At 44.3% G+C, this 26734-nt stretch carries 20 protein-coding genes and 1 pseudogene; 18 read left to right on the top strand and 3 right to left on the bottom strand.

Going from position 1 to position 26734, the window contains the following annotated elements:
- Positions 1–122: 122 nt before the first annotated feature.
- Positions 123–710: a TetR/AcrR family transcriptional regulator gene (locus tag BLU87_RS11400; RefSeq protein ID WP_092348420.1), complete on the bottom strand. Its 588-nt coding sequence runs from the start codon at positions 708–710 to the stop codon at positions 123–125.
- Positions 711–1237: 527 nt separating this feature from the next.
- On the opposite strand from BLU87_RS11400, the gene BLU87_RS11395 reads away from it, so the two are divergent.
- Positions 1238–1792 carry a hypothetical protein gene (locus tag BLU87_RS11395; RefSeq protein ID WP_092348417.1) on the top strand — a complete coding sequence of 185 codons (555 nt, stop codon included), beginning with the start codon at positions 1238–1240 and terminating at the stop codon, positions 1790–1792.
- A gap of 61 nt (positions 1793–1853) precedes the next feature.
- Here BLU87_RS11395 and hrpB read toward each other — a convergent pair whose 3' ends face one another.
- Complete coding sequence (gene hrpB / locus BLU87_RS11390; protein WP_092348414.1) at positions 1854–4313, bottom strand: ATP-dependent helicase HrpB; 2460 nt, start codon at positions 4311–4313, stop codon at positions 1854–1856.
- Positions 4314–4659: 346 nt separating this feature from the next.
- On the opposite strand from hrpB, the gene BLU87_RS17825 reads away from it, so the two are divergent.
- From BLU87_RS17825 to BLU87_RS11365, 3 genes are all read left to right on the top strand, one after another.
- Positions 4660–5613, top strand: coding sequence for an NINE protein (locus BLU87_RS17825; RefSeq protein ID WP_092348411.1), 954 nt, complete (start codon positions 4660–4662; stop codon positions 5611–5613).
- A gap of 1279 nt (positions 5614–6892) precedes the next feature.
- Positions 6893–7444 (top strand): restriction endonuclease, encoded by a 552-nt coding sequence (locus tag BLU87_RS11370; RefSeq protein WP_092348405.1) that lies wholly within the window; start codon positions 6893–6895, stop codon positions 7442–7444.
- 132 nt (positions 7445–7576) lie between these two features.
- On the top strand, positions 7577–8206 hold the full coding sequence (locus tag BLU87_RS11365) for a class I SAM-dependent methyltransferase (protein ID WP_092348403.1): 630 nt from the start codon (positions 7577–7579) through the stop codon (positions 8204–8206).
- A 641-nt stretch (positions 8207–8847) separates the two neighbouring features.
- Here BLU87_RS11365 and BLU87_RS11360 read toward each other — a convergent pair.
- The gene (locus BLU87_RS11360; protein WP_092348401.1) at positions 8848–10131 is read right to left on the bottom strand and encodes an O-acetylhomoserine aminocarboxypropyltransferase/cysteine synthase family protein; all 1284 of its coding nucleotides are present in this window, start codon (positions 10129–10131) and stop codon (positions 8848–8850) included.
- 199 nt (positions 10132–10330) lie between these two features.
- Between BLU87_RS11360 and BLU87_RS11355 the strand changes: the two genes are divergently transcribed.
- From BLU87_RS11355 to BLU87_RS11295, 14 genes and pseudogenes are all read left to right on the top strand, one after another.
- On the top strand, positions 10331–10999 hold the full coding sequence (locus BLU87_RS11355; RefSeq protein ID WP_092348398.1) for a CerR family C-terminal domain-containing protein: 669 nt from the start codon (positions 10331–10333) through the stop codon (positions 10997–10999).
- 7 nt (positions 11000–11006) lie between these two features.
- The gene (locus BLU87_RS17820; RefSeq protein ID WP_281242544.1) at positions 11007–11129 is read left to right on the top strand and encodes a hypothetical protein; all 123 of its coding nucleotides are present in this window, start codon (positions 11007–11009) and stop codon (positions 11127–11129) included.
- A 33-nt stretch (positions 11130–11162) separates the two neighbouring features.
- Positions 11163–12197 (top strand): HlyD family secretion protein, encoded by a 1035-nt coding sequence (locus tag BLU87_RS11350; protein WP_092348396.1) that lies wholly within the window; start codon positions 11163–11165, stop codon positions 12195–12197.
- Positions 12198–12205: 8 nt separating this feature from the next.
- Positions 12206–14026, top strand: coding sequence for an ATP-binding cassette domain-containing protein (locus BLU87_RS11345; RefSeq protein WP_092348394.1), 1821 nt, complete (start codon positions 12206–12208; stop codon positions 14024–14026).
- Positions 14023–15156, top strand: a complete 1134-nt coding sequence (locus BLU87_RS11340) for an ABC transporter permease (protein ID WP_217637500.1) — start codon at positions 14023–14025, stop codon at positions 15154–15156. Before BLU87_RS11345 ends, BLU87_RS11340 begins: the two co-directional genes overlap by 4 nt.
- On the top strand, positions 15156–16277 hold the full coding sequence (locus tag BLU87_RS11335) for an ABC transporter permease (RefSeq protein ID WP_175498365.1): 1122 nt from the start codon (positions 15156–15158) through the stop codon (positions 16275–16277). Before BLU87_RS11340 ends, BLU87_RS11335 begins: the two co-directional genes overlap by 1 nt.
- Positions 16278–16387: 110 nt before the next feature.
- A complete protein-coding gene (locus tag BLU87_RS11330; protein ID WP_092348392.1) occupies positions 16388–17713 on the top strand; it encodes a DUF945 family protein in 1326 nt (441 codons plus the stop codon).
- A gap of 121 nt (positions 17714–17834) precedes the next feature.
- A complete protein-coding gene (locus tag BLU87_RS11325; RefSeq protein ID WP_092348390.1) occupies positions 17835–18407 on the top strand; it encodes a class I SAM-dependent methyltransferase in 573 nt (190 codons plus the stop codon).
- A 166-nt stretch (positions 18408–18573) separates the two neighbouring features.
- Positions 18574–19548 carry an omptin family outer membrane protease gene (locus BLU87_RS11320; RefSeq protein ID WP_092348388.1) on the top strand — a complete coding sequence of 325 codons (975 nt, stop codon included), beginning with the start codon at positions 18574–18576 and terminating at the stop codon, positions 19546–19548.
- A gap of 316 nt (positions 19549–19864) precedes the next feature.
- Entirely contained in the window at positions 19865–21661 is a 1797-nt protein-coding gene (locus tag BLU87_RS11315; protein WP_092348385.1) for a hypothetical protein, read from the top strand.
- Between the two features lie 428 nt (positions 21662–22089).
- A pseudogene (locus BLU87_RS11310) lies at positions 22090–22521 on the top strand (transposase); the annotation flags it as partial.
- Entirely contained in the window at positions 22482–22709 is a 228-nt protein-coding gene (locus BLU87_RS11305) for a hypothetical protein (RefSeq protein ID WP_139167549.1), read from the top strand. The pseudogene BLU87_RS11310 and the gene BLU87_RS11305, both read left to right, overlap by 40 nt.
- A gap of 294 nt (positions 22710–23003) precedes the next feature.
- Positions 23004–24644, top strand: a complete 1641-nt coding sequence (locus BLU87_RS11300; RefSeq protein WP_092348379.1) for a hypothetical protein — start codon at positions 23004–23006, stop codon at positions 24642–24644.
- Between the two features lie 135 nt (positions 24645–24779).
- Complete coding sequence (locus BLU87_RS11295; protein ID WP_092348376.1) at positions 24780–26528, top strand: hypothetical protein; 1749 nt, start codon at positions 24780–24782, stop codon at positions 26526–26528.
- Positions 26529–26734: the final 206 nt, after the last annotated feature.

The raw sequence follows: 26734 nt of genomic DNA, 5'->3' as shown, positions 1-26734 counted from the left end.
TTGATGATTGCTTGCATGTTGTGTCGGAATAGAATCCCGCTACGGCGCCCATGGAACGAGTTTCTGCCGCCTTAATAAGGAATGGACGTCCTCACATGGGGTACAGAGCTTCCACGCACTTTTCACTGATCTCTTTTTTCTGCGCGAGAGAGATGAATGGCTTTATTTGTTATCATGGGAAAGAGGCCAAGAGCCATAATATCAGACAACTCTTTGATTGGACTTTTCCGTCCTGATAATAACCATGTCCTGACAGCGCAATAAATTCCACCTGAAAAATATCGAAGTTTCAGTGAGTTGATGTCAATAGTCCCCCCTTTGTTGAGTATATTTATATATCTAGCTGAGTATCGGGCAAAGGATTCACAAACTTTACTATCCATTTCTGCTTTATATAATGCGATGAGAAGAGTTTCGTTGTCTGCCCAATTTTGCACTAACCCAACCGTCACCTCATCTAGGTATGTACACTCATGCAGTTCGTTGTATTCTTTTTCAAAAATTATATTTGCCTTATTGTCCAATTCTTTCTGTAGCATCTCTTCAATACTTGTGAAGTTCCTATAAAAAGTTGGTTTTGCAATGTCGGCCTTATCCGTTAACATTTTGACGCTAATTTCTTTATATGGGTATTCATCTAGTAGCTCTAATAGCGCTTTTAATAGGGCTGCTCTGGTTTTTCTGACTCTTCTGTCGATTTCTTCAGCCATTATTCCTCCAGTTTCAGTATCTGCAACATTTGTTGCTTTTGCGATTTTGGTTGCACATAGATCTTTTTATATCTCTCATATTAATTAGTCAACATTATTTAATATTTTCAGGATTCATCGCGACCCCATTTTAACCTCAGTTTGAATTCATAATTCATCACTTTAATCCTGTGAAAAAACTTTGAGATCGGAAGCTTATGGTCTGCACCTTAGATGCAAAAAAAAGATGTAAATTTGCTTGACTTTCATCTTGAAAAGGAGTGATATGCACCTAGCGGTGCATATAAAACTTAAAGTGCTAAGTGGACTTCAAGTGCATAGCTGGTCGTATGAGAGCATTAGAATGAACGAATTAACGTCATAATCACGCCAAGTGAGAAAAACTGGTTTTCAATCGGCGGCCCGGATTTTGTCTGGAGGAACAAAGCACATTAAGGCGTGTGTTCTGACTTTTTATTAGCACCTCTCATTCACAATCATTACTGGTAACCGGTGAGATTTTAACCCTTTGAAATGTGGAGAAAAAAATGAACAGAATCAAAATTATTGTATTAACTTCACTTGTTTGCTTACTGGTCTCTGTCATTGGTGCTGCTGCTCAGGATCTGATCCCAGTCTATGACCAAGACACGTCATTGTGGGGTTATGCTATGGAAAAACCCATGGGCGAAAAACCTGTAGATTGGATCATTGATCCACAATTTTCCTGGGCTGGTCATTTTTACGACGGAATGGCAAGTGCAATCATTGGTTGTCGATATGCTGACTGCAAGTTTGAGCCAAGTGGCCGTAAGCTTTATCGGCGTGCTCATGTTGCCATTACACCTGATTTTAAACGGAAAAAATTTGTTGCCCCTGAAGATAACCACGAATTTGAAAAGGTCTTGTTCAATGACATGAGTCTCTACGCTATTGCCAATGATAATTATGCTCACATTGGTCGATTTAGCTCAGATGTCCCCGGTTACGCTTGTGTCAAACTGAAAGTTATGCCTAAAAATTTAAAATGCAAGGATTATTATGTCGATAAACAAGGACATCTCAAAGTTATGCTCAATGGCGAGATGGTTTCAGCCGATTAAACCTGTTATTGGGGTGCCATGCTTCTACATGGCACCCGTAACTAGTCACCAACCTTAAAATTTATCTTCCTCTACGTTGCTTAGTATATCGGGTCGGCAGCGCATTCCACGGATCGTCCGGCCAGGGATGTTTCGGGTAACGTCCTCGCATCTCTTTTTTGACCTCTGGATAAACGTCATCCCAGAAAGTTCGTAAGTCTTGGGTCACCTGTAATGGTCGACCAGCAGGGGAAAGCAAGTGGAGTTGAACGGGGATTCTTCCAGCGCCAATATGCGGGGTATCGGATTCTCCAAACATCTCCTGCAATTTGACGGCAAGGATCGGTTGACTGTTCAAATAATATTGTATTTTGATGCTGGAACCACTCGCCACCTTCAGTCGTTCGGGCGTCAATTTATCGATCTTCCGCAGTTGCTGCCAGGTAAACAACGACTGCAGGGCTGCAAGCAGATTGATCTTTTGCAAACCGTTGGTATTTTTCACATCTGCGATAAATGGTAACAACCAATCTTCTATATTTATAAGTAGCTTAGCATTGCTTAGTTCAAGCCAATTCTCATCTGGATAGGCTCCGCGAATCAGGGCAACTCGGGCACGAAACGTTTCGACTTCGGGTGTCCAATTCAACACTTCAAGGCCCTTAGTTCGTAGCATCTCCAAAAGCACGGTGGATGATTCTTCCATGGAACTGGAAGCGGGTTTCTCGGCCAGATTCAATTTGCCAAACTGTTGTACATTTCGAGCAACAATGCGACCGGTCTGGTCATCCCAGAAAACTTCTTTGGTCCAGGGGCAGTCGGGATAGAGGGTGAGAATATCGGTAAGTTCCAAGCCTGTGGCCTGAATAATTTGTCCCTCTTGTCCCCGCTTACCTGTGAGTTCCGTCGCCACGAGAAACTTTTGTTTGTGGAGTGGGGAATTCTTTTGTAGTTGTCCTCCACGGCCTGAAGCAAAAAGATAACGGTCGTTTTCACCGTGACGCAGACGCCCAATCCGATCAGGAAAGGCGCTGGCCAAAAGTTTCCCAAGTAATCTTCGATTGTTGTTCGGAAGCCCGTTTACAGGTTTTAGCTGGTAGCGCTTGCGCCAATAGGCCGCCGCACGCTCAATGTTGCGGTATGCTTCCAGTTGTCCTTGCTTGCGACATCTCCACAGGGTTTCTAGCTGGGTTTGCAATTGCTGATAACGATCGGGGGATGGCTCTGACAGAAGAGCTACCAGATCACACCCCAGAGATAAGCAGTCAAGTTTCTCTGCCGCCAGTAACAGACGTCCCAACCGCGGATGGGTCGGGAGCTTTGCTAGAGCTCTTCCGATCGTTGTCAGCTGATGAGAAGAGCTCAGGGCATTAAGTAACTGCAATAAACGTCGTCCGGCCTGTAAGCCACCCGTTGGTGGTGGATCGAGCCAAGTCAGCTCCAACGGATTGGGACAGCCCCAGTTGGCCAGCTCAAGCACCAATGGAGCCAGATCGGCATTGCGGATTTCCGGCGGCGTGAAAGGGAGCAGGCTGCCATGGGCTCCCTGACTCCAAAGCCGGTAGCAGACTCCGGCAGAGAGCCGTCCAGCGCGGCCTGTCCGCTGTGCTGCGCTGGCTTGAGAAATACGGACCAATTCCAGTCGGGTCAATCCACTAGCAGGGTCGAAACGGGGTTGCCGGGCGTAACCGCTATCGATAACGACACGAATCCCTGCAATCGTCAGACTGGTTTCGGCAATATTGGTTGCCAGCACAACTTTTCTGCGGATGCCGGATTTGATTGCTTTCTCTTGATCAGGGTAGGGGAGTGCTCCGTATAGTGGGCAGATGTCGACTTCGTTCAATCCCATAAGCAATTGCCGGCAACGGTTAATTTCACCAGCTCCCGGAAGAAAGACCAGAATATCACCTTCGGTCTCAGCCAATGCACGATGGACGGCTGCGGTTGTCCCTGCAATCAGGTTATCGGTCTCTTGCGCGGCATAGTGTATCGTGACCGGATAGCTCCGTCCGGCACTGCTGAGGAGGGGCGCATTCAATAATTTCGCCAGCGGTTCGGCGTCCAATGTCGCTGACATGATGAGGATTTTCAGGTCATCGCGCAATCCCTGCTGAGCGTCATAACAAAGCGCCAAAGCCAGATCACTGTTCAGGTTCCGTTCGTGGAACTCATCAAAGATAATCAGACCGACCCCCTCCAGCTCAGGGTTGGACTGCAATCGCCGTGTCAGAATCCCTTCCGTCACCACTTCTATGCGGGTCTGTTTCGAAACCTGTCGTTGATAGCGGATCGTGTAGCCAATGGTGCCACCAACAGACTCGCTCCGTAATTTTGACATATAACGGGCCGCATTCGTCGCTGCTAGCCGTCTTGGTTCCAGCATCAGAATTTTTTTCCCTTGGAGCCAATCGGCATCAAGCAGCGCCAGAGGAACCTGGGTGGTCTTCCCTGCACCGGGAGGCGCTTGTAGAATCACCGTCTGGTGAGCTGCAAGGGCGGTCTTTAGCTCGGGAAGAATGTCGTTAATCGGTGGGGTCATGAGTCCAAGTGAGTAGATAATGCAATATAATTATATTTATTCAGATTGATAGTCACTATCTGTCACCCTTGGCTACGGTGTCAATTCTTAATGCCCTCATCATCGAGGTGAAGGGCAAAGTGAGAGGCCAGCATCGATACTTCTTCCTCTTATCCGCCTTGCGTACCTTTCCAAGGGAATAAGGGACTTAAAGTTTATTTTTACATCCCGAAAGAAATACTCTACATTATTAGTTCTTTCATATAATTTACATTGACGAATTAGATGTGGTTTAGGACTATGGCATTTAGTGCGATGATGATTTTTTATATTGTCAATTTTAAACGTATCTGTTTCAGGAGTCGTTATGTTTCAGTGCCATATCAACTGCCCTCACTGTGGTTTTAGTCAAGACGTTCACCAGGATCCAGCTATATTGCATGGAAAAACAGTGACCTGTCCAAAATGTCGGAAAACGTTCCCTTTTGTTCAGTCAGACCTCGATTCTCCATCTCCATCGACACCACCAGCACGACAACAGCAATTGCCCCGTACCTCAAATTCCAGTCCAATAAAGCCACGTGCTAGCAAAGATTCTTCGCCGCGTAAATTTTGTACCAGCTGTGGCAACCAAATCAATGTTAAAGCTGAAATTTGTCCCAAATGTTTTGTCCGCGTAACTCCGCCCCGTAATGCCATCAACAAGGCCGCTTTGCTATTGATTACTTTTTTTCTTGGCGGCATTGGTGGACATAAGTTTTATGTCAAGAAGTATCTGCAAGGGGTGCTGTACCTTCTGTTTTGCTGGACGTATATTCCTTCTCTGTTCGCGCTAATTGAATTTTTTATTTACGCCTTTAAGAGTGAAGAGAAATTGCAGGAAAAATTCCCCGAGACCAGTTCCGGGGCTTTATTGTTTTTGTTAATCATTCCCGTGGTTATCGTGATCGTTGGCATCCTGGCAGCTATTGCCATACCACAGTTTACCGCTTATCAGCAAAAAGCTAACGATACGATAGCACGCTCTGCTCTGACCACCTGTCAAACACAGATTGAGATCTATTTTGTCGATCATGGAACCTATCCGCTAGATACCAGTCAACTTCAATGTCAAACACCTGATGATGTTTCCCTTTTCTATCTGGTTTATGGCTCTGAAGGGTATCAATTGATCAGCCTTTCTGATTCTGGAAGCAAGGCGTTTCTGAGCAATCAGAATCAGACTGAAGTTGATGAATTCGAGAAATCGATAATTGAGGAAGAACTTGCTGCAAGAGTTGGGGAAGAAGTGCTGACGCCCGGATTTCATTTTGTGGAATAATCGATAAAACAATTAACCATCAGGTCGCGGGGTTGCGGCCCCGCTCGACGCCTGGCTTTTTTGTCGTGCCACAAAAAAGTCAGCAAAAAAGGGCACCCGAACTCCTTGCCCTGCGGGTTCCCTCCATTCCACAACTGCTTTGAGGAGCGGTAAAAACTCGGGCTGACGCCCTCAAACATTTGCCGATCTATTTCTCAAATCAGCTGTTCCATTTCGGCTGCGTAACACGGGAATTGACAAAAAAGAGCTTTTCTTCCCCCTTATGCCTGCGCTGGAGCGGAGCAAAACGGCGATGAGATAAGCGAGGAATGTTTGAGGGGCTACAAGCCCCGAGTTTTGCGAGCGCATCGCTGGGTTGCGGTGCGGAAGGAACCTGCTTTAGCGGGCGCTGGTATTGGGGCGACCTCTTTTGGTGACTTTTCTATGTCGTGATAGAAAAGACTCTCGTCTGGCGGGACGAGACCCGCCGGTTTTTTTTTATTGTCAAAATAGTAAACTATAAGGTCGCGGGGTTGCGGCCCCGCCCGACGCCAGGCTTTTTTGTCGTGCCACAAAAAAGTCAGCAAAAAAGGGCACCCGAACTCCTTGCCCTACGGGTTCCCTCCATTCCACAACTGCTTTGAGGAGCGGCAAAAACTCGGGCTCAAGCCCTCAAACATTTGCCGCTCTGTTTCTCAAATCAGCTGTTCCATTTCGGCTGCGTCACACGGGTAGGGGGCTCAATCTGTAATCTAACTGGAAGTAATTATCCTTCCCCTTATGCCCGCGCTGGAGCGAAGCAAAACGGCGATGAGATAAGCGAGGAATGTTTGAGGGGCTACGAGCCCCGAGTTTTGCGAGCGCATCGCTGGTTTGTGGTGCGGAAGGAACCTGCTTTAGCGGGCGCTGGTATTGGGGCGACCTCTTTTGGTGACTTTTCTATGTCGTGATAGAAAAGCCACTCGTCTGGCGGGACGAAACCCGCCGGTTTTGTTTGATCGCAAGCTGCGGTATTGCCTCCATCAAAACGGATCTAACGTTAAATTCAATGAAAATAAACTTGTTCAGCTTTTAAAACATAGTTACACTACCGCAGAATTTCCCAGTCTTGACCCATCAACTTAAGGTCAGGGGGTAGGCAAAAGCGAGGGGGCTTTTCCATGTTTTGTCCTTAATACCGCAATAAGAAGAAAATATTAAAATATCATTTACGGACAGAAATAGCCGTATTTGCTTCTCTATATACCAATAAGTGGAATTATTTCCACTTATTAACAATGTTAGATTCTTAAGGAATAAAATGATTCCCCCATGGGACGCAAATGTCACTAAAATGAATCCTACGGAATTCGAACTTTGGGTGAAGTCTCTACTTGAAAGTTCAGGCGAGCAGCTCAAAGACTTACAATTTTTGCATGACGAAAAAATTGAAAACCGTGACGGTACTTTCCAAATTGACGTCACCGCACGATTCAAAGCATTTGGTGGTGACTACCTCCTCCTAATTGAATGCAAGCACCATAAAAACCCAATTAAAAGAGAAATCGTTCAAGCATTACGCGACAAGGTGTCGGTTCTCGGCGCGCAAAAAGGAATGATATTCGCTACCGTTGGTTTCCAAAAAGGAGCAATTCAATATGCTCGTCAGCACGGTATTGCGCTTGTCAGGGTCGCTGACGGAAAAACATCTTACGAAACAAGATCCGCAGACGGCCACCATGAACCACCATCGTGGGTTGAAATCCCTAAATATATTGGTTGGCTTACGCAAGAAAAGGAAGACGGAGCAATTGGCATGTCTTCAGTAGCACCGGGGGAAACGGAATATTTTGTGGACATATTCAAGCAATAGATCAAAATCGAATCTAACAATAAAATTAACCGGATGGGCGATACTTCTGTTTTTCAATCCGAATAACTCAGTGGTTCGCATAGGTCGCGTCGCCACCGGTTATCCAAACCGTTAGGTTGTAGAAATTTAAAAATGGATAAAACTGCCATCACAATTAATTCGTACAATGAATCAGCGGAATGTTTCGCAGCGAAATTCATGGATTTTGCTCCGTACAAAAACAAGATTCTGCATTTCCAAGAAAACTACGCTTCTCACGCAAAATCATTAATTGATTTGGGCTGCGGTCCTGGAAATGTTTCCAAAATTTTCTTCGACCAAAATCCTAGCTACGAGATTACAGGCTTTGATCTCTCCGAAGAAATGGTGAATCAAGCAAAGCAGAATGTCCCAAACGGGCAATTTTATGTTGGCGACCTGAGGAGCATTGACCTACAAGAAACATACGACATCGCCATTGCTTCATTTTGCATTGTGCACCTATCAAACAAAGAGACCGAAAAATTTATTCAAAACATAAGCAAAATCATAAATCACAATGGCTACCTCTACCTTTCCTTCATGGAAGGAAATAAAACCCAGTACGAAGCAACATGCTTTTCAGAAAAAGAAATCTATTTCAACTATTTTAAACGAGCTGTCATAATCAAGCTGCTCGAAAAAGCTGGTTTCGAAATAAAGGAAATATCGGAACAGAATTACAAAGAAGATTCTGGCGAAACAACAAAAGACCTTTTCGTCTTTGCACAGAAGGCAACCTAACACTTATCAGGCCCCCGGCCGTCAAGAGTAAAGATAACCATTAACGCAAAAGATGACTTTTCGTTCTTTGACAAGCGACTGATAAACCACGAATCATCCGGTTTCTGACTTGGACTTCTGATCTGGCTGCAGATTTCGAATTCTGCTCCAAACACTTATCGAGGCTCTTAATGCGAAGGGTCAGTCATTTATGACCGAACTGTCTTCGTCACCTGGAAACGCTTGCGTACCCTTGTGCCGCCCCATTCAAAAAAGCGTGATCCAGTTGTAAGCACTGGACATAGTTAGTGCCCGGCTCGCGAAACTGGGGACATAATGCCAATTTTGGGAATAAGCATTATGTCCCCAGATTACTTATCAGGTCGCGGGGTTGCGTCCCCGCTCGACGCCTGGCTTTTTTGTCGTGCCACAAAAAAGCCAGCAAAAAAGGGCACCCGAACTCCTTGCCCTGCGGGTTCTCTCCATTTCACAGCTGCTTTGAGGAGCGGCAAAAACTCGGGCTGATGCCCTCAAACATTTGCCTCTCTATTTCTCAAATCAGCTGTTTCATTCCGGCTGCGTCACACGGGGAGGTTACACAACAAAAAACGGGCGACGAAAATATTTCCGTCGCCCGCTGCTGTTTCTCTTCACATTCCTGATCAACTGGCGTTCAGCGCCTGATCCAGATCAGCAATAATATCTTCAATATCTTCAATGCCAACCGAAATACGGATATAGTCGGGCGTGACGCCTGCGGTTAATTGTTCTTCTGCATTCAATTGCTGGTGGGTCGTCGAGGCAGGATGAACGACCAGAGTCTTGGCATCGCCGATGTTTGCCAGATGGCTTGCCAGCTTAACCTTATCGATAAATTTAGCACTGCTTTCAGCGCCACCTTTGATGCCGAAACCGATAATTGCCCCTTGCCCCTTGGGAAGGTAGCGTTGCCCATTCTGATAATCTTTGTGACTTTCAAGTCCTGGATAATTGATCCAGGTCACCTGAGGATGCTGCTCCAGAAACTGCGCCACTTTAAGGGCGTTTTCACAATGACGTGGCATGCGGACATGCAGGGTTTCTAGCCCCTGCAAAAAATTGAAGGCGTTAGTTGGAGAGAGGCAAGGGCCCATGTCGCGCAGCAGGGTGAGGCGCATCTTGAGAATATAGGCGAGGTTGCCAAGGGCCTCATGATAAACCAGACCGTGATAACTTGGGTCCGGAGTGGTGAACTCTGTAAAACGACCACTTGTCCAGTCAAAGTTCCCGCTGTCAACCACTGCACCACCAATACTGGTACCGTGTCCACCAATAAACTTGGTTAAGGAATAGCAGACGATATCGGCACCATGTTCGATAGGTTTGAAGAGCAGCGGGGTGGCAACGGTATTATCGACGATGAAGGGGATGCCGTTGTCATGGGCAACCTTGGCCAGAGCCTCAAAATCGTCAACGTTGTTTTTCGGATTGCCGATGGTTTCAGTATAGAGCGCTTTGGTGTTGTCGTCGATGGCGGCTGCCACATTGGCTGGGTTTGAGGTATCGACAAATTTGACACCGATTCCCATCCGCTTAAAAGTATGGTGAAACAGATTGAATGTGCCGCCATAAAGACAGCTACTGGTGATAATATTGTCACCACATTGGGCGATGTTCATGATCGCTAGAGTGACTGCCGCTGACCCCGAAGCCAAGGCCAAAGCGCCGACACCGCCATCAAGTTCAGCAAGTCGTTTTTCCAGCACATCGGTCGTCGGGTTCATCAGGCGGGTATAAATGTTGCCCATTTCTTTGAGTGAAAAGAGATTGGCTGCATGTTCAGCTGAATCGAACGTATATGACGATGTTTGGTAAATCGGCACGGCTCGAGAATTTGTTGTCGGATCGGGAACTTGCCCGGCATGTAGGGCAAGGGTTCCATCTTGGTATTTGATTTCATCAGACATTCTATTTGTCTCCTTTTGTTTAGATGAATAATTTATACCTATCACGAGTAAAAAAGTCAAGAAAGACATTTCGGTTCTATTTCAGGGTGATAGAAAATAAACACCCATGACGAGTAAAAAAAGATAAGCCTGTTTCAATCGATTGACTTATTCGAACGATTGAACTAGATTTTTTATATCGTCTTAAAGGAGTTTATCTATGACTAGCAAGAATGAAGTAATAACCGATCATACAAAGACATCAGCTAAAGAGCGGCTATTGGAAACAGCCATAGATGTTTTTGGCAAACATGGCTATGAAGCGTCTACAACTCGAATGATTGCCAAAGAGGCCGGAGTGAATATCTCTTCAATTCCCTACTATTTTAACGGGAAGGAAGGGTTGTACAGGGCAATGATTTCACATGTTGTCAGTATTATTGTTTCGCATACATCCGGGGTGGAAAAGGAAATGGGCGGCATTGATTTCAATAGTGATGATGCCCGGTTCAAGGCAGCCCAAATGCTTGAAAAATTGCTCAATGAACTCATTAATTTTATGATCGGTTCTGGTCAGGGGCTACGGATCGGCAGAATTATTTTGCGTGAACAACTTGATCCATCCTCAGCCTATGAATTGATTTTTAAAGGTTTCATGGGTGGTGTGATTGATTCAATAACAGCGTTGATTATGGTTATCTCGACAAGGCAAACGGAGAAATCGGCAAAAATCAAAGCTGTTGCGATTTTGGGGCAGGTGATTGTGTTTCGTTTTGCCAGAGAAACTGTCGTCCGCACCCTGGACTTTGAAGGCTATAGTTCGGAAGAGGTTGAAGAGGTCAGGAGTATGATTCTTGATCATACTCGGGCAATAATAGCGACCCTTTGAAATAAATATGATCAGAGTTGATTATAATTGCGCTGATTATCAGATGGTCGCTCTCTATTGGGCTTTTGACAGTGGTTGGGAACATGCACCATCGACGCTGACAGAGGCAAAAGAGAATGATGAAAAATAGGAATCTCCACATAGAATGAAGGGGCACGCAGCAATGAAAAAACCAATGATTACGGTGCTGATTTTGGTCGTACTCGTCAGCGTTGGAATCTATGCTAACGGTTGGTACCAACAGCGGGAAAACCATAATGCCAACAGTGTTTTTAAGATCTACGGAACAATCGATATCCGTGATCTCAGCCTTGCTTTTAACGAGCAAGAGCGGATTACCGAAGTGTTGGTCGAAGAAGGTGCGCGGGTATCGCAGGGACAGGTCCTTGCGCGTTTAAACTCTGACAAACTGAAAGCGACAATTGCTGAAGTCACAGCCAATATCGGCGCTCAAACTGAACGGGTCAAACGTCTACAGGCTGGCAGTCGTCCTCAAGAAATTGATCAGGCTCGCGCTGAAGTTGAAGCGGCACAGACACAGGTTGCTAATCGAGAACGACTGTTAAGCAGGCTTGACCAGACAGTCGAGAGCGGTGCGACCTCGGTGCAGACCAGTGACGATGCACAATCGCTTCTGCAGGTGGAAAAGGCACAGTTGAAAATAAAACAGCAGGCTTTAAGCTTGATGATCGAAGGGCCACGAAAAGAAGAGATTACAATGGCAGAGCGGCAACTCGAAGCTTTACAGGCCAAACTGGATCAACTCAATATTCGTCTCACCGATATGACCCTGACGGCTCCGACAAAGGGGATTATCCAAAGTCGAATCTTAGAACCAGGAGAAATTGCAGGTCCGCAAAGACCGGTCATGGTTATGGCTCTGACCGATCCAAAGTGGGTTCGTGCCTATGTGACCGAACAGGATTTGGGTCGTATCCGATTGGGATTGAAAGCACAGGTGTTGAGTGATTCTTTAGCCGGACAACCTGTTGATGGTTGGGTCGGATTTATTTCACCGGTTGCAGAGTTCACCCCACGAACCGTGCAAACTGAGGAGCTTAGAACCAAGCTGGTTTACGCGGTCAGAGTTTTTGTCGCAGATCCAGAAGATCGACTGCGTCTTGGAATGCCAGTGTCAGTGATTATCGACACTGAAGAGAGAGAGACAGAACACCCAGCCGTAAAGCAGGGTGCTTAAGGTTTATTATGATAAATTCCAAGCATTCCACTGAGGAATATTCTCCTCCTCAAAATGTGATATTGGACATATGTGACCTACACAAATATTTCGTCGGCAAAGATAAAACTACCACCCATGCCTTACATGGGATATCCCTTCAGGCGCTCAGAGGTCAGGTGACCGGTCTCGTCGGCGTTGATGGTGCGGGCAAGACTACATTGATTCGGATTGCAACTGGACTGCTGCTTCCAAGTTCCGGTTCAGTAAAGGTCCTCGGTCTCGATTCCGTAGCCGACACCCTTGAAATTCAAAGCCTTATCGGCTATATGCCGCAAAAATTTGGCCTCTATCAGGACCTGACAGTTGTTGAAAACATGGCGCTTTACGCAGATCTGCAAGGCGTTCCTCCGAAGGAGAGGGCGGAAAAATACGCACGTTTGCTGACGATGACAGACCTGCAAAAATATACCAAACGCAGGGCGGGAGCATTGTCCGGGGGGATGAAACAAAAACTGGGATTGGCGTGCGCTTTGATCAAGTCACCAGCGCTGTTGTTACTTGATGAGCCAACTGTAGGTGTTGACCCGGTTTCGCGCAGAGAATTATGGAAGATTGTCTATGAGCTGGTAAAAAAAGAGGGTATTGGCGTTATTGTCTCAACCGCTTATATGGATGAAGCGGAGCGTTGCGATCATGTCATCGCTCTGCACCAAGGAGAAATTCTGGCTGAGGGAACGCCTCAGGATTTTATCAAGCGCATGCATGACCGTGTCTATACGGTGTCCCCAACAGCTGACGATAAAGTACGACAAATATACACCCGACTTGCGACTCACCAAAATGTCGTCGATACGACCATTCGTGCCGGAAAAGTCAGGATCGTGCTCAAGACTTCCAACCAGAATGCTGCTGTTTTGTTTGAGGACGATCGTTTGCAAGTTCAACCGGTTGAGCCTAGCTTTGAAGATGCTTTCACCGCCATGATCCCCGCGGCGGCTCATGATTTTCAGCCCGATGGAATAAAACCGGAAAACCGTCAAGCCAGTGGGACTGAAAGTGAAGTGGTGATTGACATCCGCAAACTCCAAAAAAACTTTGGTCATTTCGCCGCCGTCAATAATCTCAACTTTTCGGTTCGCCGTGGTGAAATATTTGGTCTGCTCGGCCCGAACGGGGCAGGGAAGAGTACCACCTTCCGGATGCTTTGCGGCCTGTTGCCAGCAAGTTCCGGTGATATTAGTGTTGCCGGTTACAATCTTCACCGTTCGCGTGCGCGCGCTCGCTCTAGGCTTGGGTATATGGCCCAGCAATTCTCCCTTTACGGTCAACTGAGTGTGCGTGAGAACCTGAGGTTTTTCGGTAAGGCCTATGGTTTATCAGCAAAACATCTGCACCAGCGCATCGAGTGGGCTTATGCTGAGTTTGGATTGGAAGAATGGCAGAATAAAGCGGCTGGAATGCTTCCTGGTGGCTATAAACAGCGGTTGGCTATGGCTGCCGCCTTGCTGCATGAACCGGAGATCCTCTTCCTTGATGAACCTACCTCCGGGGTTGATCTGTTTGCCCGCCGGGAATTCTGGTTAAGGATTAACAGCTTTGCCGAACAGGGAGTCACGGTCGTCGTCACCACCCATTTTATGGAGGAGGCTGAATATTGTGATCGGATGTTGATCATGAGCCAAGGGGAAACCCTGGCCATCGGCACACCGACGGATATCAGAACTTTGGCTTGCACAGCAGAGAACCCGCAACCGACCATGGATGATGCCTTTATCGCCCTTGCTGAAGGAACTATTAGCACGAGTTCAATGGCGCAAAACCAACGCCAGTTCGGAGGTGCACGATGATGAAATTCGGCCTCTTTATCCTGCGTATGCGCGGAATTCTACTTAAAGAATCATTTCAGATCTTGCGTGATCCCAGCAGTATCGCTCTGGCGCTGGTTATGCCGATTGTCCTGCTGTTTATCTTTGGATACGGGGTGACACTTGATGCCAATGACGTCCCTATTGCCGTTGTGGCTGACGATCATTCAACCCAGTCGACCGATTTGATAAAACGCTTCGAATTATCTGAAAACTTTACGGTTGTCCCGGTCTTAACAACCGCACAGGGAGAACAGTTGTTAGCTGAGAGCAAAGTAGATGGAATCATCCATATTCAAGATAATTTTACTGAAAAATTACAAAGTGGCAACACGGCTCCAGTACAGCTGATTATTAATGGCGTCGATGCCAATCGCACCAGAGTGATCCAAGGCTATGCTCAAGCGATCTTGGGTGAATGGTCTTCAATCCGCATTAGCCGAGGTGATGACACCGCCAGTTCAGCCGTCACGATTAACCAAAGAGTCTGGTTTAATGAGGCGGTGGAGAGTCGGAATTTCATGGTTCCGGGGCTCATCACTCTGATTATGACGCTTACCGGGATTCTGCTCACCTCTCTGGTCATCGCCAGAGAATGGGAAAGGGGGACGATGGAGGCGATGCTGGTGACGCCTCTGCGGAGGATCGATATCCTTTTGGGAAAAATCATCCCATATTATATCCTCGGAATGGGCGGTATGGGTCTTTCTGTGGGGTTTGCAATTGTGGTTTTTAAGGTCCCTTTTCGCGGGTCGATAACCGTTCTGTTTCTGCTCAGCTCTCTTTTTATGCTGGCGTCGTTAGGATTTGGTCTGCTCCTCTCAGCGACCATAAGGAATCAGTTTGTCGCAGCACAAATCTCTATCATCACCGGTTTTCTCCCAGCTGTCTTTCTCACAGGTCTGATTTTTGATCTGGAATCCACGCCGCAAGCCATTCAAATCATCAGTCTTCTGGTTCCCGCACACTATTTTATTTCTATTAGTCACACCCTGTTCATGGCCGGTGATATCTGGTCGGTCTTATTGCCTAACGGCTTGGTTCTCGCTGCCATGTCTCTCATTTTTATCGCTGTGGCCTATAAAAAAATCACCAAACGACTGGAGGGCTAATGTTGATACTAAGGCGTATATTAGCTCTGGTGGTCAAAGAATTTCTCCTTATTTTAAAAGATAAGAAGAGCCGTTTTATTGTTATCGGTCCGCCGCTGATTCAATTTATTGTCTTCGGCTATGCTGCGACCTATGACCTTGAGAATGTTCGCTATGCAATTCTCGATGAATCGCGATCGACTCTGTCCCGACAATTGCTGAACGGAATTGATGGAACCGGGATATTTCGTTTAACGGGTGATCTCGTCAGTCAGGATCAGATCGCCGCGTTTATTGACAGTGAAAAGGCACGTCTGGTGATTCATATAGGTGCTGACTTTGAGGAGCGTTTGCGTCAAGCAGAAACGACATCAATTCAGGTGATTGCGGACGGGCGTAATCCCAATGTGGCTTTGATCGCGCTGGGTTATGTCAATACAATCGTTCAACAGTTCAATCAGGACCTGGTGCAACAGGGACTTGCAACAAGCGGCAGTCCCAAATTACAGTTGGTCGACAGAGCCTGGTTTAACGGTAATCTACAGAGCCGCTGGTTTATCGTTTCTGCTCTGGGAGGAATTATCAGCATGGTGGTGGTCATGATCCTGACCAGCTTGTCTGTCGCCCGTGAACGAGAATTCGGGACTTTTGATCAACTGCTGGTGGCTCCTTTTACTCCCGCTGAAATTTTACTCGGCAAGTCGTTGCCGGGGATGACCTTTGGCCTCCTAAACGCGCTGATTTTTTCAGCAGCTGCGGTTTTATGGTTTCATGTCCCTTTTCGGGGAACGGTCGTTGCTCTGGTTGTTGCGTTACTCTGCTTTATCATGACCCAGGTCGGCATTGGTTTGTTGATTTCATCTCTGTCAATGACCATGCAGCAGGGGTTGCTCGGAGCCTTTATCTTTATTATGCCCGCCGTTATTCTTTCAGGCTTTGCCACTCCGATTGAAAACATGCCTCATTGGCTACAGCAAGCCAACATGCTCAATCCGGTTCGCTATATCATCATCGCCCTGCGTTCCATTTTCCTTCAAGGGGCAGATCTAGCCATGGTCTGGCCACATCTCTGGCCGCTACTGCTGATGGCAGCAATCACCCTGCCACTTGCTGCGTGGCTGTTTCGGGCCAGGTCTATTTGAGTTGCTGAATATTCATGGCGGAATATAATCAGTCATCTGCAAATATCTATGCTAAATTAGGCCGCTATTTTCAACATTAATTTCAATCCTATACTGCGAACGGGAGAACGATGAAAAAAGCTCTACTGGGACTATTCATTATTATTGTGATTTGCGCGATCTCAGCACCTTTTGTTAACGGCCTGATCTTGGAAAATATCTTGCGTAGTCAGGTCGAAAAATACAATGAACTCTATGCCGAGCACTCTTTTTATCCCGATATCGAAATCACAAATTATCATCGCAGTTATGGCTCTTCGGAAATTGAGTGGACGATGACCGTCCCTTATTTGCAAACCCTTGATGATGTCGGCCCGATTGTTCTCGTCGAAAAAGCACAACATGGCGTCTTTGGGATCACGTCCACAACCCACTTGAACCGGAATAGCGGTTACAGCGATTTTATTCGCGAAAATCTCAATGGCGAGGATCCATTGTCTATTTCGAGTCGTTATGGCCTTTTCAGAGGATTAACGACCACTATTGCTCTAGAACAGCTTGAATTACATGACGATGAAAACAACTCTATGATTGTCAACCCTGGGGAACTGGTGATCAGAGCGGATCGATCCCTTGCAAACATCCGGACCGATGCGACCTTTGCAGGGATCTCTGTCCCGGGAGCATTTGAAATCAAGGGAATTGAGTTGCATTCGAATATCAAGTTGATCTCTCGTCTTATTGTTGATGGCACCTCATCTGTCTCCATTGAGCAGATCAATATCGAAGATCGCGATGCGGTGGCGATCTCATCACTCAAAGGAGAATCAACCTTCGACTTTGACGAGGCCAACAATAAACTCTCCATGCAAGCAAAGTACAGCGTTGCGCAAATTGTTGCCGATGATAACAAGGTTGATGACGTCCGCATCAGCTTCGGAATTAATCAACTTGACGTTGCAGGATTTGAAGCTGTCTACGCTGTCTATACCAACTTAATCAATGATCTACTGGCAAACGTTGCAACAACTCAAAATGATCCTGAGCGGGCCAAAGAGATGATGGAGAAAGAGATGGCTTTGGCCGGGATACGCTTAGTTGCTGAAGCTGAAAAATTGCTGAAAAAAGATTTGCAGATTGAGATCAGCAATTTACATCTGGTCTTACCACAAGGTGTCGTTGTCGGGGATCTATCCATCGGCCTGAAGCAAGACATGACAATGGTCAGTTTTATTTCTCTATCGCAACAGCCGAAAAAACTGGTTGAAGTGTTTTCTTTCGCCTCGAATATGTCGCTGCCCGTTGGCTTAATCCCCAATCAGGATAACCTGCTGTCGCCAATCTTTCCTGGAATGCAAACGGGATTATTCGAAGAGGTTGGCGGGAAGTTGGTACATAAAGCTGAAATAACGGATCACCAGCTTTTGCTCAATGGCAAAGAATTTCAGCTGCGTTAACGGCAGATAGTGCATAGGCATTGACCCTGCTTCACAGACCTCGCAGCACAAAATCGGGAGCGGGTCACCACATCGACCCATAGTTATTGCGCAACCTGTCGCTTATCGTTAGGATCAAAACATGGATAATAAAAAATTTAACCCAAAAAAATTACTGAAACTCAATGATCCCCTCCGTTTACTGGATATTCCTCCCGAATATGTCTGCGGTCAACTCACACAACAACAACCGGAGGTGTTGGTAGAGATCGGTGCGGGGACCGCTTTTTTCAGCGTTGCCTTTCATCAGCAGCTACATGCCTCAACGACCTATGCGTGTGATGTGTCGGCAACAATGATCGCCTGGATGAAAGAAAATATAAGTCCAAACCATCCACATATCATTCCGGTACAAAGTGATGAATCTGCTGTGCCCTTGGCTGATGAAATCGCTCATCTGGTCTTAATGATCAACCTCCACCACGAGTTGGAAGATCAAGGCTTGGTTATTAAGGAGGCTTACCGACTCTTAAAACCAGGCGGTGAGATATTTATCATCGACTGGAAAAAGGAAGAGATGCCACATGGCCCACCGGTCACGATCAGATGTCATCCTCAAGATATTGAACAACAGCTCACGACAGCTGGCTTTCTCGACATTAAAATCTTCGACGAGATGAAAAAACATTTCCTCATTATTGGACAAAAACACTAACTCTGGATTTTTCCGATTAAACTGAAACTTGAGTGAAGTTTCATGTTGCATTAACGTATCCTCTTATTGTAACCATAGCGATTCTAGTTTAGGTAAAGAATTTTCTTTACGTTTGCTATCAATTTATGTCTTTCAAAATATTCGTTATCCCAGCAAGGGGAGAGTCATGCGCCCGATATATCTATTTGTTGTTGTCTGTAGTTTGGTTGTTTTTGGTGCAGCTTCCGTTTGGGCGGCGGTGGATGTCTCACTCGGCGGTGGCTATTTGTCAGGAACCACGCAATATCAAATCGGTGGTGATTACATTGGTGCCGATGGTAGTACCGATGAGCTCCATTTTCCCGTCAGTGAACTCCGTTTTCCACTTGATGCCTATGTTATCAAAGGGCAGCTTGGTCTGAATTTGTTTGAAAAATGGGGGGCAATGTTTCATGTTGAAACCAACCTGACTGATGGGGACGGTCAGATGGAAGATTCAGACTGGGGCGTATGGGATTATTCTCCGAGCAACTCCCTGGATATCTATTCCGAGAGTAACAGCGACATGAGTATGGTCGCCGTGGAGGGGAAATTAACTTACCAATTCTATCAGGGTTACTATGGACAGACTGCTTTATCTGTGGAGAAATTGAACCCTGGACTTAAATTTTTGTACCATGTTGGCATCGGTTATAAATACCAGAAATATGATTTTGATGTTTATGACCTTGAGCAATCATATCCTTCTTCACCAGCAAAGCCACATTCTTACGTTGATGGCCTGGTCATGACTTATGAGGCTGAATATCAGATCCCTTATTTGGAGTTGGGGATGGAGTTAGCAGTGCAAGATAAATTCGCACTGGAATTGAACGTTGCTTATGCACCCTATATGGCATTTCAGGATGAAGACCAACACCTATTGAGAAGTAAAGTAAATATTGCCGATCATGGCTGGAACGGTAATGCACTGATGGCCCGTCTGAACCTGCGTTATTCATTTTATCATCATTGGTATTTACAAGCAGAGATTGAATCCATAAGAATCGAATCAAAAGGGGAATCTAAAGCCTATTTTTCCGGTGTCTATGATCACACTATTGACCATGAAGTCCTCAGCCACCAATTGCGTTCATACCTGATGTTGGGTTACTCTTTCTGATTTGTTTGCGCTTCTGGATTTCTCCAGAGGCGTCCTGTCGAAGTCATATATCTTTCGAATAACGACTTAAAGTCATACCTGTTTTTATTCTTTAGTGACTGTCATCAATAATCTTATATCCACATATTTAAATATAATATTTCTAGAAAAATACCACAAAAACAATAAATATATTGACACAGGCTAATCATGAGAATAATCTCAGGAAACTTAGTGGGTTATATTTGAATATTTACAATTAATTGTTTTTATTTTGCAGGTCATTGAAAAAAATGACTGTCCACATAAACAACGTAAGTTACAGGGAGGGTTTTCAATGAAATACATTCGCGCTCGAGATTTTCTGGTAATACTCATATTAACAGCACTCACCATGGGTTTATCAGCCTGCAGTGACAGTAGTTCAAACCATGAAGTGACAGCATTAGCATACCCTTATGGTGCTGATGGAATTTCAACTACGCACTCAGATACTAATGACACGGTCAATGAATCCTTCGGGTACAATGAAGCAATGCAAGTTGTTGCTTATACAAAAGAAAATACTTACTATGATGACAATGATGGCGATCCTGTCATTGATCAGCGCTACGTTCAAAGTTACACCTATGATCCATCCATTACAGCATCGAGTATACAAACTAATCTGATGCCGGTTGCTCAAGTTGCCCTCACTAACTCTATTTTTGGCGCAATTACCTCAGATATTTATTCTTATTATGAAATCGATGCAGATACAGGTGTTCTCGAGACAACCCCATCAGATCAAACAGAAAATTATTACAGCTATACAGCTTCTGGTGTGTTGTTAGAACGGACCGAAGTTGTACATAATGGCGATGAGATTACCAGCCGAACCTACACCTACACTTACAATAATGACGAAAAGCTCACCCGCAATAGCTATACTCTGATTAACCCTGCATCGGCCGGTACCACTTTTTCCGGCATTACAACAAATGAATATGACAGTCATGGCAATCTTATTTTATCAACTTATACAAGAGAAGGCGATTCCGATGGAGATGGTACCGATGAAGCCGCAGAGGAACACATCACCAGCTACGAAAACAGCTACACCGGTGACCTTCTGATGCAGACGATCGTTACTGAGAACGTGGGTGAAAGTAATGAACACACTTATCAATTCAATTACACTTACAATACCCAAGAACAGTTAACTTCAAAAACAGAATCATGGAACAATTATTCTGACGATGATGAGTATGATACATTCAGAACCAATACCTATACCTATGACAGTGCTGGTCGTCTCCTCACGGATTCAGAAGAATTTTCGTACGACAGCAGTGGTAATCATGTCATTAACTATCTGCGTCACCTCAACGATGTCTGGGAATACAATGAGCAGGGGGTGATGACCGCTTCTTCTGAAGAAGAAATTTACTATTTAGATCCTGTCGAAAAAATAATGTCTGGACATAATAAAGACAGCTACAGCTATCAATATACAGAAAATGGCAATATCGCCATGAATAGCTATTCAAATCTATTAGATTCTAATCTCGATGGTGATTTTGAGGGTATTAATTCGGGAAGGACTCATGAGTACTATTATAATACAGATGGGTACCTGGTATCCCTCATCGAAACAACAGTGTATTATGACGATGGCGTAATTACTAACACCGATACGTCTACAAAAACGCTCACCTATACAGATGGAATATTAACACAGATAGAAACAGTTCGTTCTGAAGATGGGAGCCCAAATTATAACTCTAACACCAATTTAACCCTTAACGATGATGGACAACTTAGCCTCTATGAAAACAATGTCGTCGATGGAGATTATACAGCTACTGAAACGATCACCTTAACTTACAACGATGACCAGACGGTTACCCTTTTATCTGAGAATGATGAAGACTCACAACAGACAAAGATTGTTGATTTCACAACGGAAGGGATGCCTACAGGGACCACAGACTTAATAATTGATACATTTGTCATCCGTTATCCAAATTCCCCAGAACTTGATTCTTATTATAATGGGGTTAGCAGTGCTGACTCAAATGATAAGAGCTATCCATTAACTTTTAAAATCCCAAAAATGTTTAGTTTCATTTATACGGAAATGATGGATGATTAAGTAGCGATTTTAAAACGAATGCGGTAAAAAACCCCTCCAGTATTGGAGGGGTTTTTTGTTTGCAATAACGAGACATTCAAATAGCTTTGTAAATCTTGACATCCAACCTCCCTCTTTTTGATGCTTAAAAGGTTCTTTTAAAAAGTTCTGTAAAAGATGAACAGTTCTGGTAAACTTTCGTCCGAGAGGGTGTAAAAAACTTTGTGTAAATGGTCTCAGTCGGTTACAAACTGTAACCACTGGAGGCACTGATGACCATACCCAAAGATTTGCTCGATACCCTGATGAAGGATTACAAGAATCCTGAAGATCTCATCGGGGAAACCGGGCTGCTGAAACAACTGACCAAGCAACTGCTGGAGCGAGCCATGCAGGCCGAGATAACCGATCATCTTGGCTATGAGAAGAACGCTCCCTCGAACAATAAGGCGGTTGGTGTCAACATGGACGGGCTTAAAGAAGTTCTCGGGATATGGACCGCTGAGACCGAAGGAGCCAAGTTCTGGCATCAGGTTGTGACTGAGCTGAAGAACCGTGGTGTGAAAGATATTTTTGTCGCTTGTGTATATAATCCCGAAGTGTTTGAGGAAAAGTGGAACGGAAGTCAACCGACCATCAGTAAGTCTTGGCGGAACAACTGGGAACGGATAACGCCACTGTTTTCCTATCCACCAGATATTCGCAAAGCGATCTACACCACCAACGCTATTGAGTCGGTCAATATATCGCTGCGAAAGGTGACGAAGAATCGGGGCTCGTTCCCCAATGATGAATCAATGATCCAGCTGCTGTACTTGGCATTGCAGAATATCTCAAAGAAATGGACAATGCCGATCATGGCTGGAACGGTAATGCACTGATGGCCCGCCTGAACCTGCGTTATTCATTTTATCATCATTGGTATTTACAAGCAGAGATTGAATCCATAAGAATCGAATCAAAAGGGGAATCTAAAGCCTATTTCTCCGGTGTCTATGCTCACACTATTGACCATGAAGTCCTCAGCCACCAATTGCGTTCATACCTGATGCTAGGTTTCTCTTGCTGATAGCCATATGCCCTTGATGTTTTTCATCTAGGGCTGCTGATCTTTCTCTTATTCAATACATCTATCCCCAAACAAACTTTATCGTTGCAATCAAAGTGTTTATCTAAATCAATAGCATCAATTCATAATAACGATATAAATTTATTGACATTAATCTTACCAAATCATAAATTGTTGCTAACATTGAGGGGGTATTGTCACAACATCAAGGCCATGCTTTCAACCTATACCGCTTGCGGTTTATAGACAAACATGCCCCCCCCCTCAAACACTTCAACACAAGGGGAATATTCAATGAAACAAAAAGTTTACAGCCACTACTGCTATTTTCTTACCATCCTCATTCTGCTACCTCTGGTCTTGTCAGCCTGTGGAGGGAGTAGTTCAAACCATGAAGTGACAGCCTCACAATATCCTTATGGGGCCGATAGTATCTCCACCACAACAGCGGATGGGGACACATACACGCAGAGCTTTGAATACAATTCGGCGATGCAGGTTGTTGGTCAAATTTTTGAAATAATCCACTACGATAACAACCCCGATAGTGTCCCCGTTATTTATTCACGAATCGTCGAAAGCTACACACACGATCCAACGATTGCAGTAGCAATATCGGAAGGAGAATTTCCTGGACCAAATGATTTCGGTGCCGTCACCTCATATATTCGTGAACAATATGACCTCGACGAATCAACTGGAGAGCTAAAAACATCACCGACAGATAAAGAAGAAATCTATTATAACTATGCGGATTTCGGTTTATTGTTGGATAAAACCATTGTTCAAAACGGTGTAACAACTGAGATGTATGCTTACACCTATGATGATGACAACAATATCACCAGTGATACTGAGACTAAGGTTGATGATTATACAAAAACCAAAACCTACAGTTATGACAGCCATGGGAATTTAATATCATACAGTTATACCAAGCTCGAGGGAGACTCTACAGTGGATCGAAAGACTATTAACTATGCTCATACTTACGACGACAATGGCTTAGTAACAGAGACGATCGTTACCACCATAGTTAACAATAATAATGAAGAAATAGAACAGTTTGGGTACAGATACAATGATAAAAAACAATTAATTCTAAAAACAAAATCTACAGATGCTTATTATTCCGATGATCATACCGTCCAAGGTTTTCTGGGTGTTGAGGAGCAAGAATGGGTGTACAACGACCAGGGTTTGATGATTACCTTTACCACAGAAACATTCTCCTTAGATCTAGAAACTGGCACTCTAACTTCTCATGATGAAAAAATTTACAACTATGCCTATGCAGATAATGGCAATATCGCCATGTACAACTATGAAGAGCGTGTTGATACAGATCTTGATGGGGACATTTTTGAAGAACTCCGTTTCGCTGAGAGCACTGACTTTCTCTACAATGATGCGGGGTACCTTACAAAATTGACGTCCGAAATGAATTCAGATGGCAATTTGGAGTCTTTGGAGTCAATAAATCATACTTTGACCTATACGGATGGCATTCTTACTGAAAATGTAATGAGTATTTCCGCAATCAAAGAGTATAACGTTTATAGCTTTTTTTATGCCTATGACGATGATGGGCGTCTTGTTCAAATAGCTTCGGAAGTGGCATTTGATGATGTCGAATTCTATGAGGTATCATCATTGACCTACAACGATAATCAAACAGTCACAATCTTGTTTCAAAGAAATGAAGAAGAGTATCAAACAACGATTATTGATTTTACCAGTGAAGGTATTCCGACGGGTACAGCAGACTGGTTATATGATGCATTAGTCATTAAATACCCTAATTTAACTGATATAAATGAAGATATGCCTGAAGCAGATATCAATGATAAAACCTATTCAATGAGGGTTCAATCCCCTAAATTATATGAATTTATTGCCCGCAACAGAAATCTCAAGATAATTAAAGAGCCATAATGCTATTTAAATTGAGCCCTGCCTTGAAGGGTGGGGCTCTTTAGCAATTGCAGTGGACTATTCTCTGTTTTTAACATTTATTAATGATATAAGCTGACCACTTACCCAACCACTTCAACACAAGGAGAATATTCTATGAAACAAAGAAGCTACAGCCACTACTGCTATTTTCTTACCATCCTCATTCTGCTACCTCTGATCTTGTCAGCCTGTGGTGGGAGTAGTTCAAACCATGAAGTGACAGCCACACAATATCCCTATGGAGCCGATAGTATATCAACCGTGAAAACTGAAGACGGCTTCACATACAGATACGATCAAAGTTTTGAATACAATTCGGCGATGCAGGTTGTTGGTGAGACCATTGAAGAAACCGAATATGATGATAACGATGGCGACCCTATCATGAGATCACGCACCATCACAAGGAACACATACGATCCATCAATATCAGAAACTTCCTTGTCCGATGAGATTGCTCAAGTATCAGATTCAAGCAGTGATTTTGGCGCTATCACCTCATCGATTTATGAGGAGTATGATGAATTTGACGAAGAAACAGGTGTCCTCGCTACAACCCCGAGTTATCAACGCGAATACTATTACAGTTACACCGATTCAGGTCTACCTTTGAAGCGGACCGAAGTGAACGATGGAGTTACAATCGATGCTTACACTTACAATAGCGCCGAGGATGTCACCAGTTATACTCATATCGAAACAGCATCTGACGGCACCAGCTCTACCACAATCGAAACCTACGAGTATGACAGCTACGAAAACCTGATCTCTCACACCATCACCGTTGATGGAGAGGTAACGGTGGTAGACAACTACACCCATAGTTACATTAATGGCTTAAAAATACAGACTATTGTTGATGAAAGTGACGAAGATCTCTATCAGATTGATTTCACCTACAATGATCAAGAACAAATAATTGCCAAAACAACATCAATAGACACTGATAATGATGGTGCGTATGACACCTTTAAAACTCATACCTATACCTATGACGACTCTACAGGTGAGATGCTCACTGATTTCTATGAAAAAACAGCCGAAAACGACATTGAAGTGAAAATTGAAAAAACCTGGGAATACGATCTGGACGGTTTAATCGTTGGTTATGTTAAAGAATCTTGGGACAATCGCTACCAATTTACTTATCATAAATACATCAACACTTATGCATATGCCGACAGTGGCAATATCAGCATGCATCTCTATCAAAAGTACGAATTTGAGGATTTTGAAGATTTTGATGAAAATAGTCCACAGACAATTGAGAGAGATGATAACTATTATAATGACGACGGCTACCTAACAATCTCAGACTATAATAAAAACGAATATGAAGAGAACGTTCTTTTAGATACGGAACGTAAAACAAATTTTATCACTTATACTGATGGTGTTCTTACAGAACTATCAACTGTTAATTTTGAACTGTCAACAATCGGTTCTGATTATGAAGCTGAGGACAGCAGAACTACTGCATTATTTACTTATGACGATCATGGACAGATCATCAAACTCGCAACGGAATATACATATGGGGCTGATACGGAGGGTGAGGAGGAATCCGTTTTAACGTACAACGATGATCAAACTGTAACGATTAATAACGAAGCATTAGGAATAAAAATAACCGTTGATTTTACTAGTGCAGGGTTTCCAATAGGAACCGTAGATCTGGCATTTGATGATGATGAAGCTATTTTAGTTAAATACCCCAATTCACCTGAGATTGATGGAGCTGAGTCTGAATTTGAAGATAAAACCGATGACAACGATAAAAGCTACCTGTGGGGTATTAAATCTCCCAAAATGTTAGAGATTGTCGATAAAGCGATATTTAACATACCAAGATATCGAATCTAGAAGGGAATCCCTCCCTGAAAGGGGGGGGCTCACTTTTGGTATCTGCGAATACCTCAAGTCTTTCACTCATCCAGAGCACTTATATAGTAATAGGATCGTAAGTTTGAATCTTAACATCAACATTCACCAACGATTTTTCCTTCAGATGACAGATTTTAAAAGACTTTCATAGATGAACCTCGTAGACAAATTTCTAAAGCTCTAGT

The sequence above is a fragment of the Desulfuromusa kysingii genome, assembly GCF_900107645.1.
Classification (GTDB): domain Bacteria; phylum Desulfobacterota; class Desulfuromonadia; order Desulfuromonadales; family Geopsychrobacteraceae; genus Desulfuromusa; species Desulfuromusa kysingii.
This window is presented reverse-complemented; position numbering and strand designations above follow the sequence as displayed.

Excerpts from the sequence above, each read along its gene's own strand:
- BLU87_RS11400 (WP_092348420.1), bottom strand. The coding sequence starts at position 710 with ATGGCTGAAGAAATCGACAGAAGAGTCAGAAAAACCAGAGCAGCCCTA.
- BLU87_RS11395 (WP_092348417.1), top strand. The coding sequence starts at position 1,238 with ATGAACAGAATCAAAATTATTGTATTAACTTCACTTGTTTGCTTACTG.
- hrpB (WP_092348414.1), bottom strand. The coding sequence starts at position 4,313 with ATGACCCCACCGATTAACGACATTCTTCCCGAGCTAAAGACCGCCCTT.
- BLU87_RS17825 (WP_092348411.1), top strand. The coding sequence starts at position 4,660 with ATGTTTCAGTGCCATATCAACTGCCCTCACTGTGGTTTTAGTCAAGAC.
- BLU87_RS11370 (WP_092348405.1), top strand. The coding sequence starts at position 6,893 with ATGATTCCCCCATGGGACGCAAATGTCACTAAAATGAATCCTACGGAA.
- BLU87_RS11365 (WP_092348403.1), top strand. The coding sequence starts at position 7,577 with ATGGATAAAACTGCCATCACAATTAATTCGTACAATGAATCAGCGGAA.
- BLU87_RS11360 (WP_092348401.1), bottom strand. The coding sequence starts at position 10,131 with ATGTCTGATGAAATCAAATACCAAGATGGAACCCTTGCCCTACATGCC.
- BLU87_RS11355 (WP_092348398.1), top strand. The coding sequence starts at position 10,331 with ATGACTAGCAAGAATGAAGTAATAACCGATCATACAAAGACATCAGCT.
- BLU87_RS17820 (WP_281242544.1), top strand. The coding sequence starts at position 11,007 with ATGATCAGAGTTGATTATAATTGCGCTGATTATCAGATGGTCGCTCTC.
- BLU87_RS11350 (WP_092348396.1), top strand. The coding sequence starts at position 11,163 with ATGAAAAAACCAATGATTACGGTGCTGATTTTGGTCGTACTCGTCAGC.
- BLU87_RS11345 (WP_092348394.1), top strand. The coding sequence starts at position 12,206 with ATGATAAATTCCAAGCATTCCACTGAGGAATATTCTCCTCCTCAAAAT.
- BLU87_RS11340 (WP_217637500.1), top strand. The coding sequence starts at position 14,023 with ATGATGAAATTCGGCCTCTTTATCCTGCGTATGCGCGGAATTCTACTT.
- BLU87_RS11335 (WP_175498365.1), top strand. The coding sequence starts at position 15,156 with ATGTTGATACTAAGGCGTATATTAGCTCTGGTGGTCAAAGAATTTCTC.
- BLU87_RS11330 (WP_092348392.1), top strand. The coding sequence starts at position 16,388 with ATGAAAAAAGCTCTACTGGGACTATTCATTATTATTGTGATTTGCGCG.
- BLU87_RS11325 (WP_092348390.1), top strand. The coding sequence starts at position 17,835 with ATGGATAATAAAAAATTTAACCCAAAAAAATTACTGAAACTCAATGAT.
- BLU87_RS11320 (WP_092348388.1), top strand. The coding sequence starts at position 18,574 with ATGCGCCCGATATATCTATTTGTTGTTGTCTGTAGTTTGGTTGTTTTT.
- BLU87_RS11315 (WP_092348385.1), top strand. The coding sequence starts at position 19,865 with ATGAAATACATTCGCGCTCGAGATTTTCTGGTAATACTCATATTAACA.
- BLU87_RS11305 (WP_139167549.1), top strand. The coding sequence starts at position 22,482 with ATGGACAATGCCGATCATGGCTGGAACGGTAATGCACTGATGGCCCGC.
- BLU87_RS11300 (WP_092348379.1), top strand. The coding sequence starts at position 23,004 with ATGAAACAAAAAGTTTACAGCCACTACTGCTATTTTCTTACCATCCTC.
- BLU87_RS11295 (WP_092348376.1), top strand. The coding sequence starts at position 24,780 with ATGAAACAAAGAAGCTACAGCCACTACTGCTATTTTCTTACCATCCTC.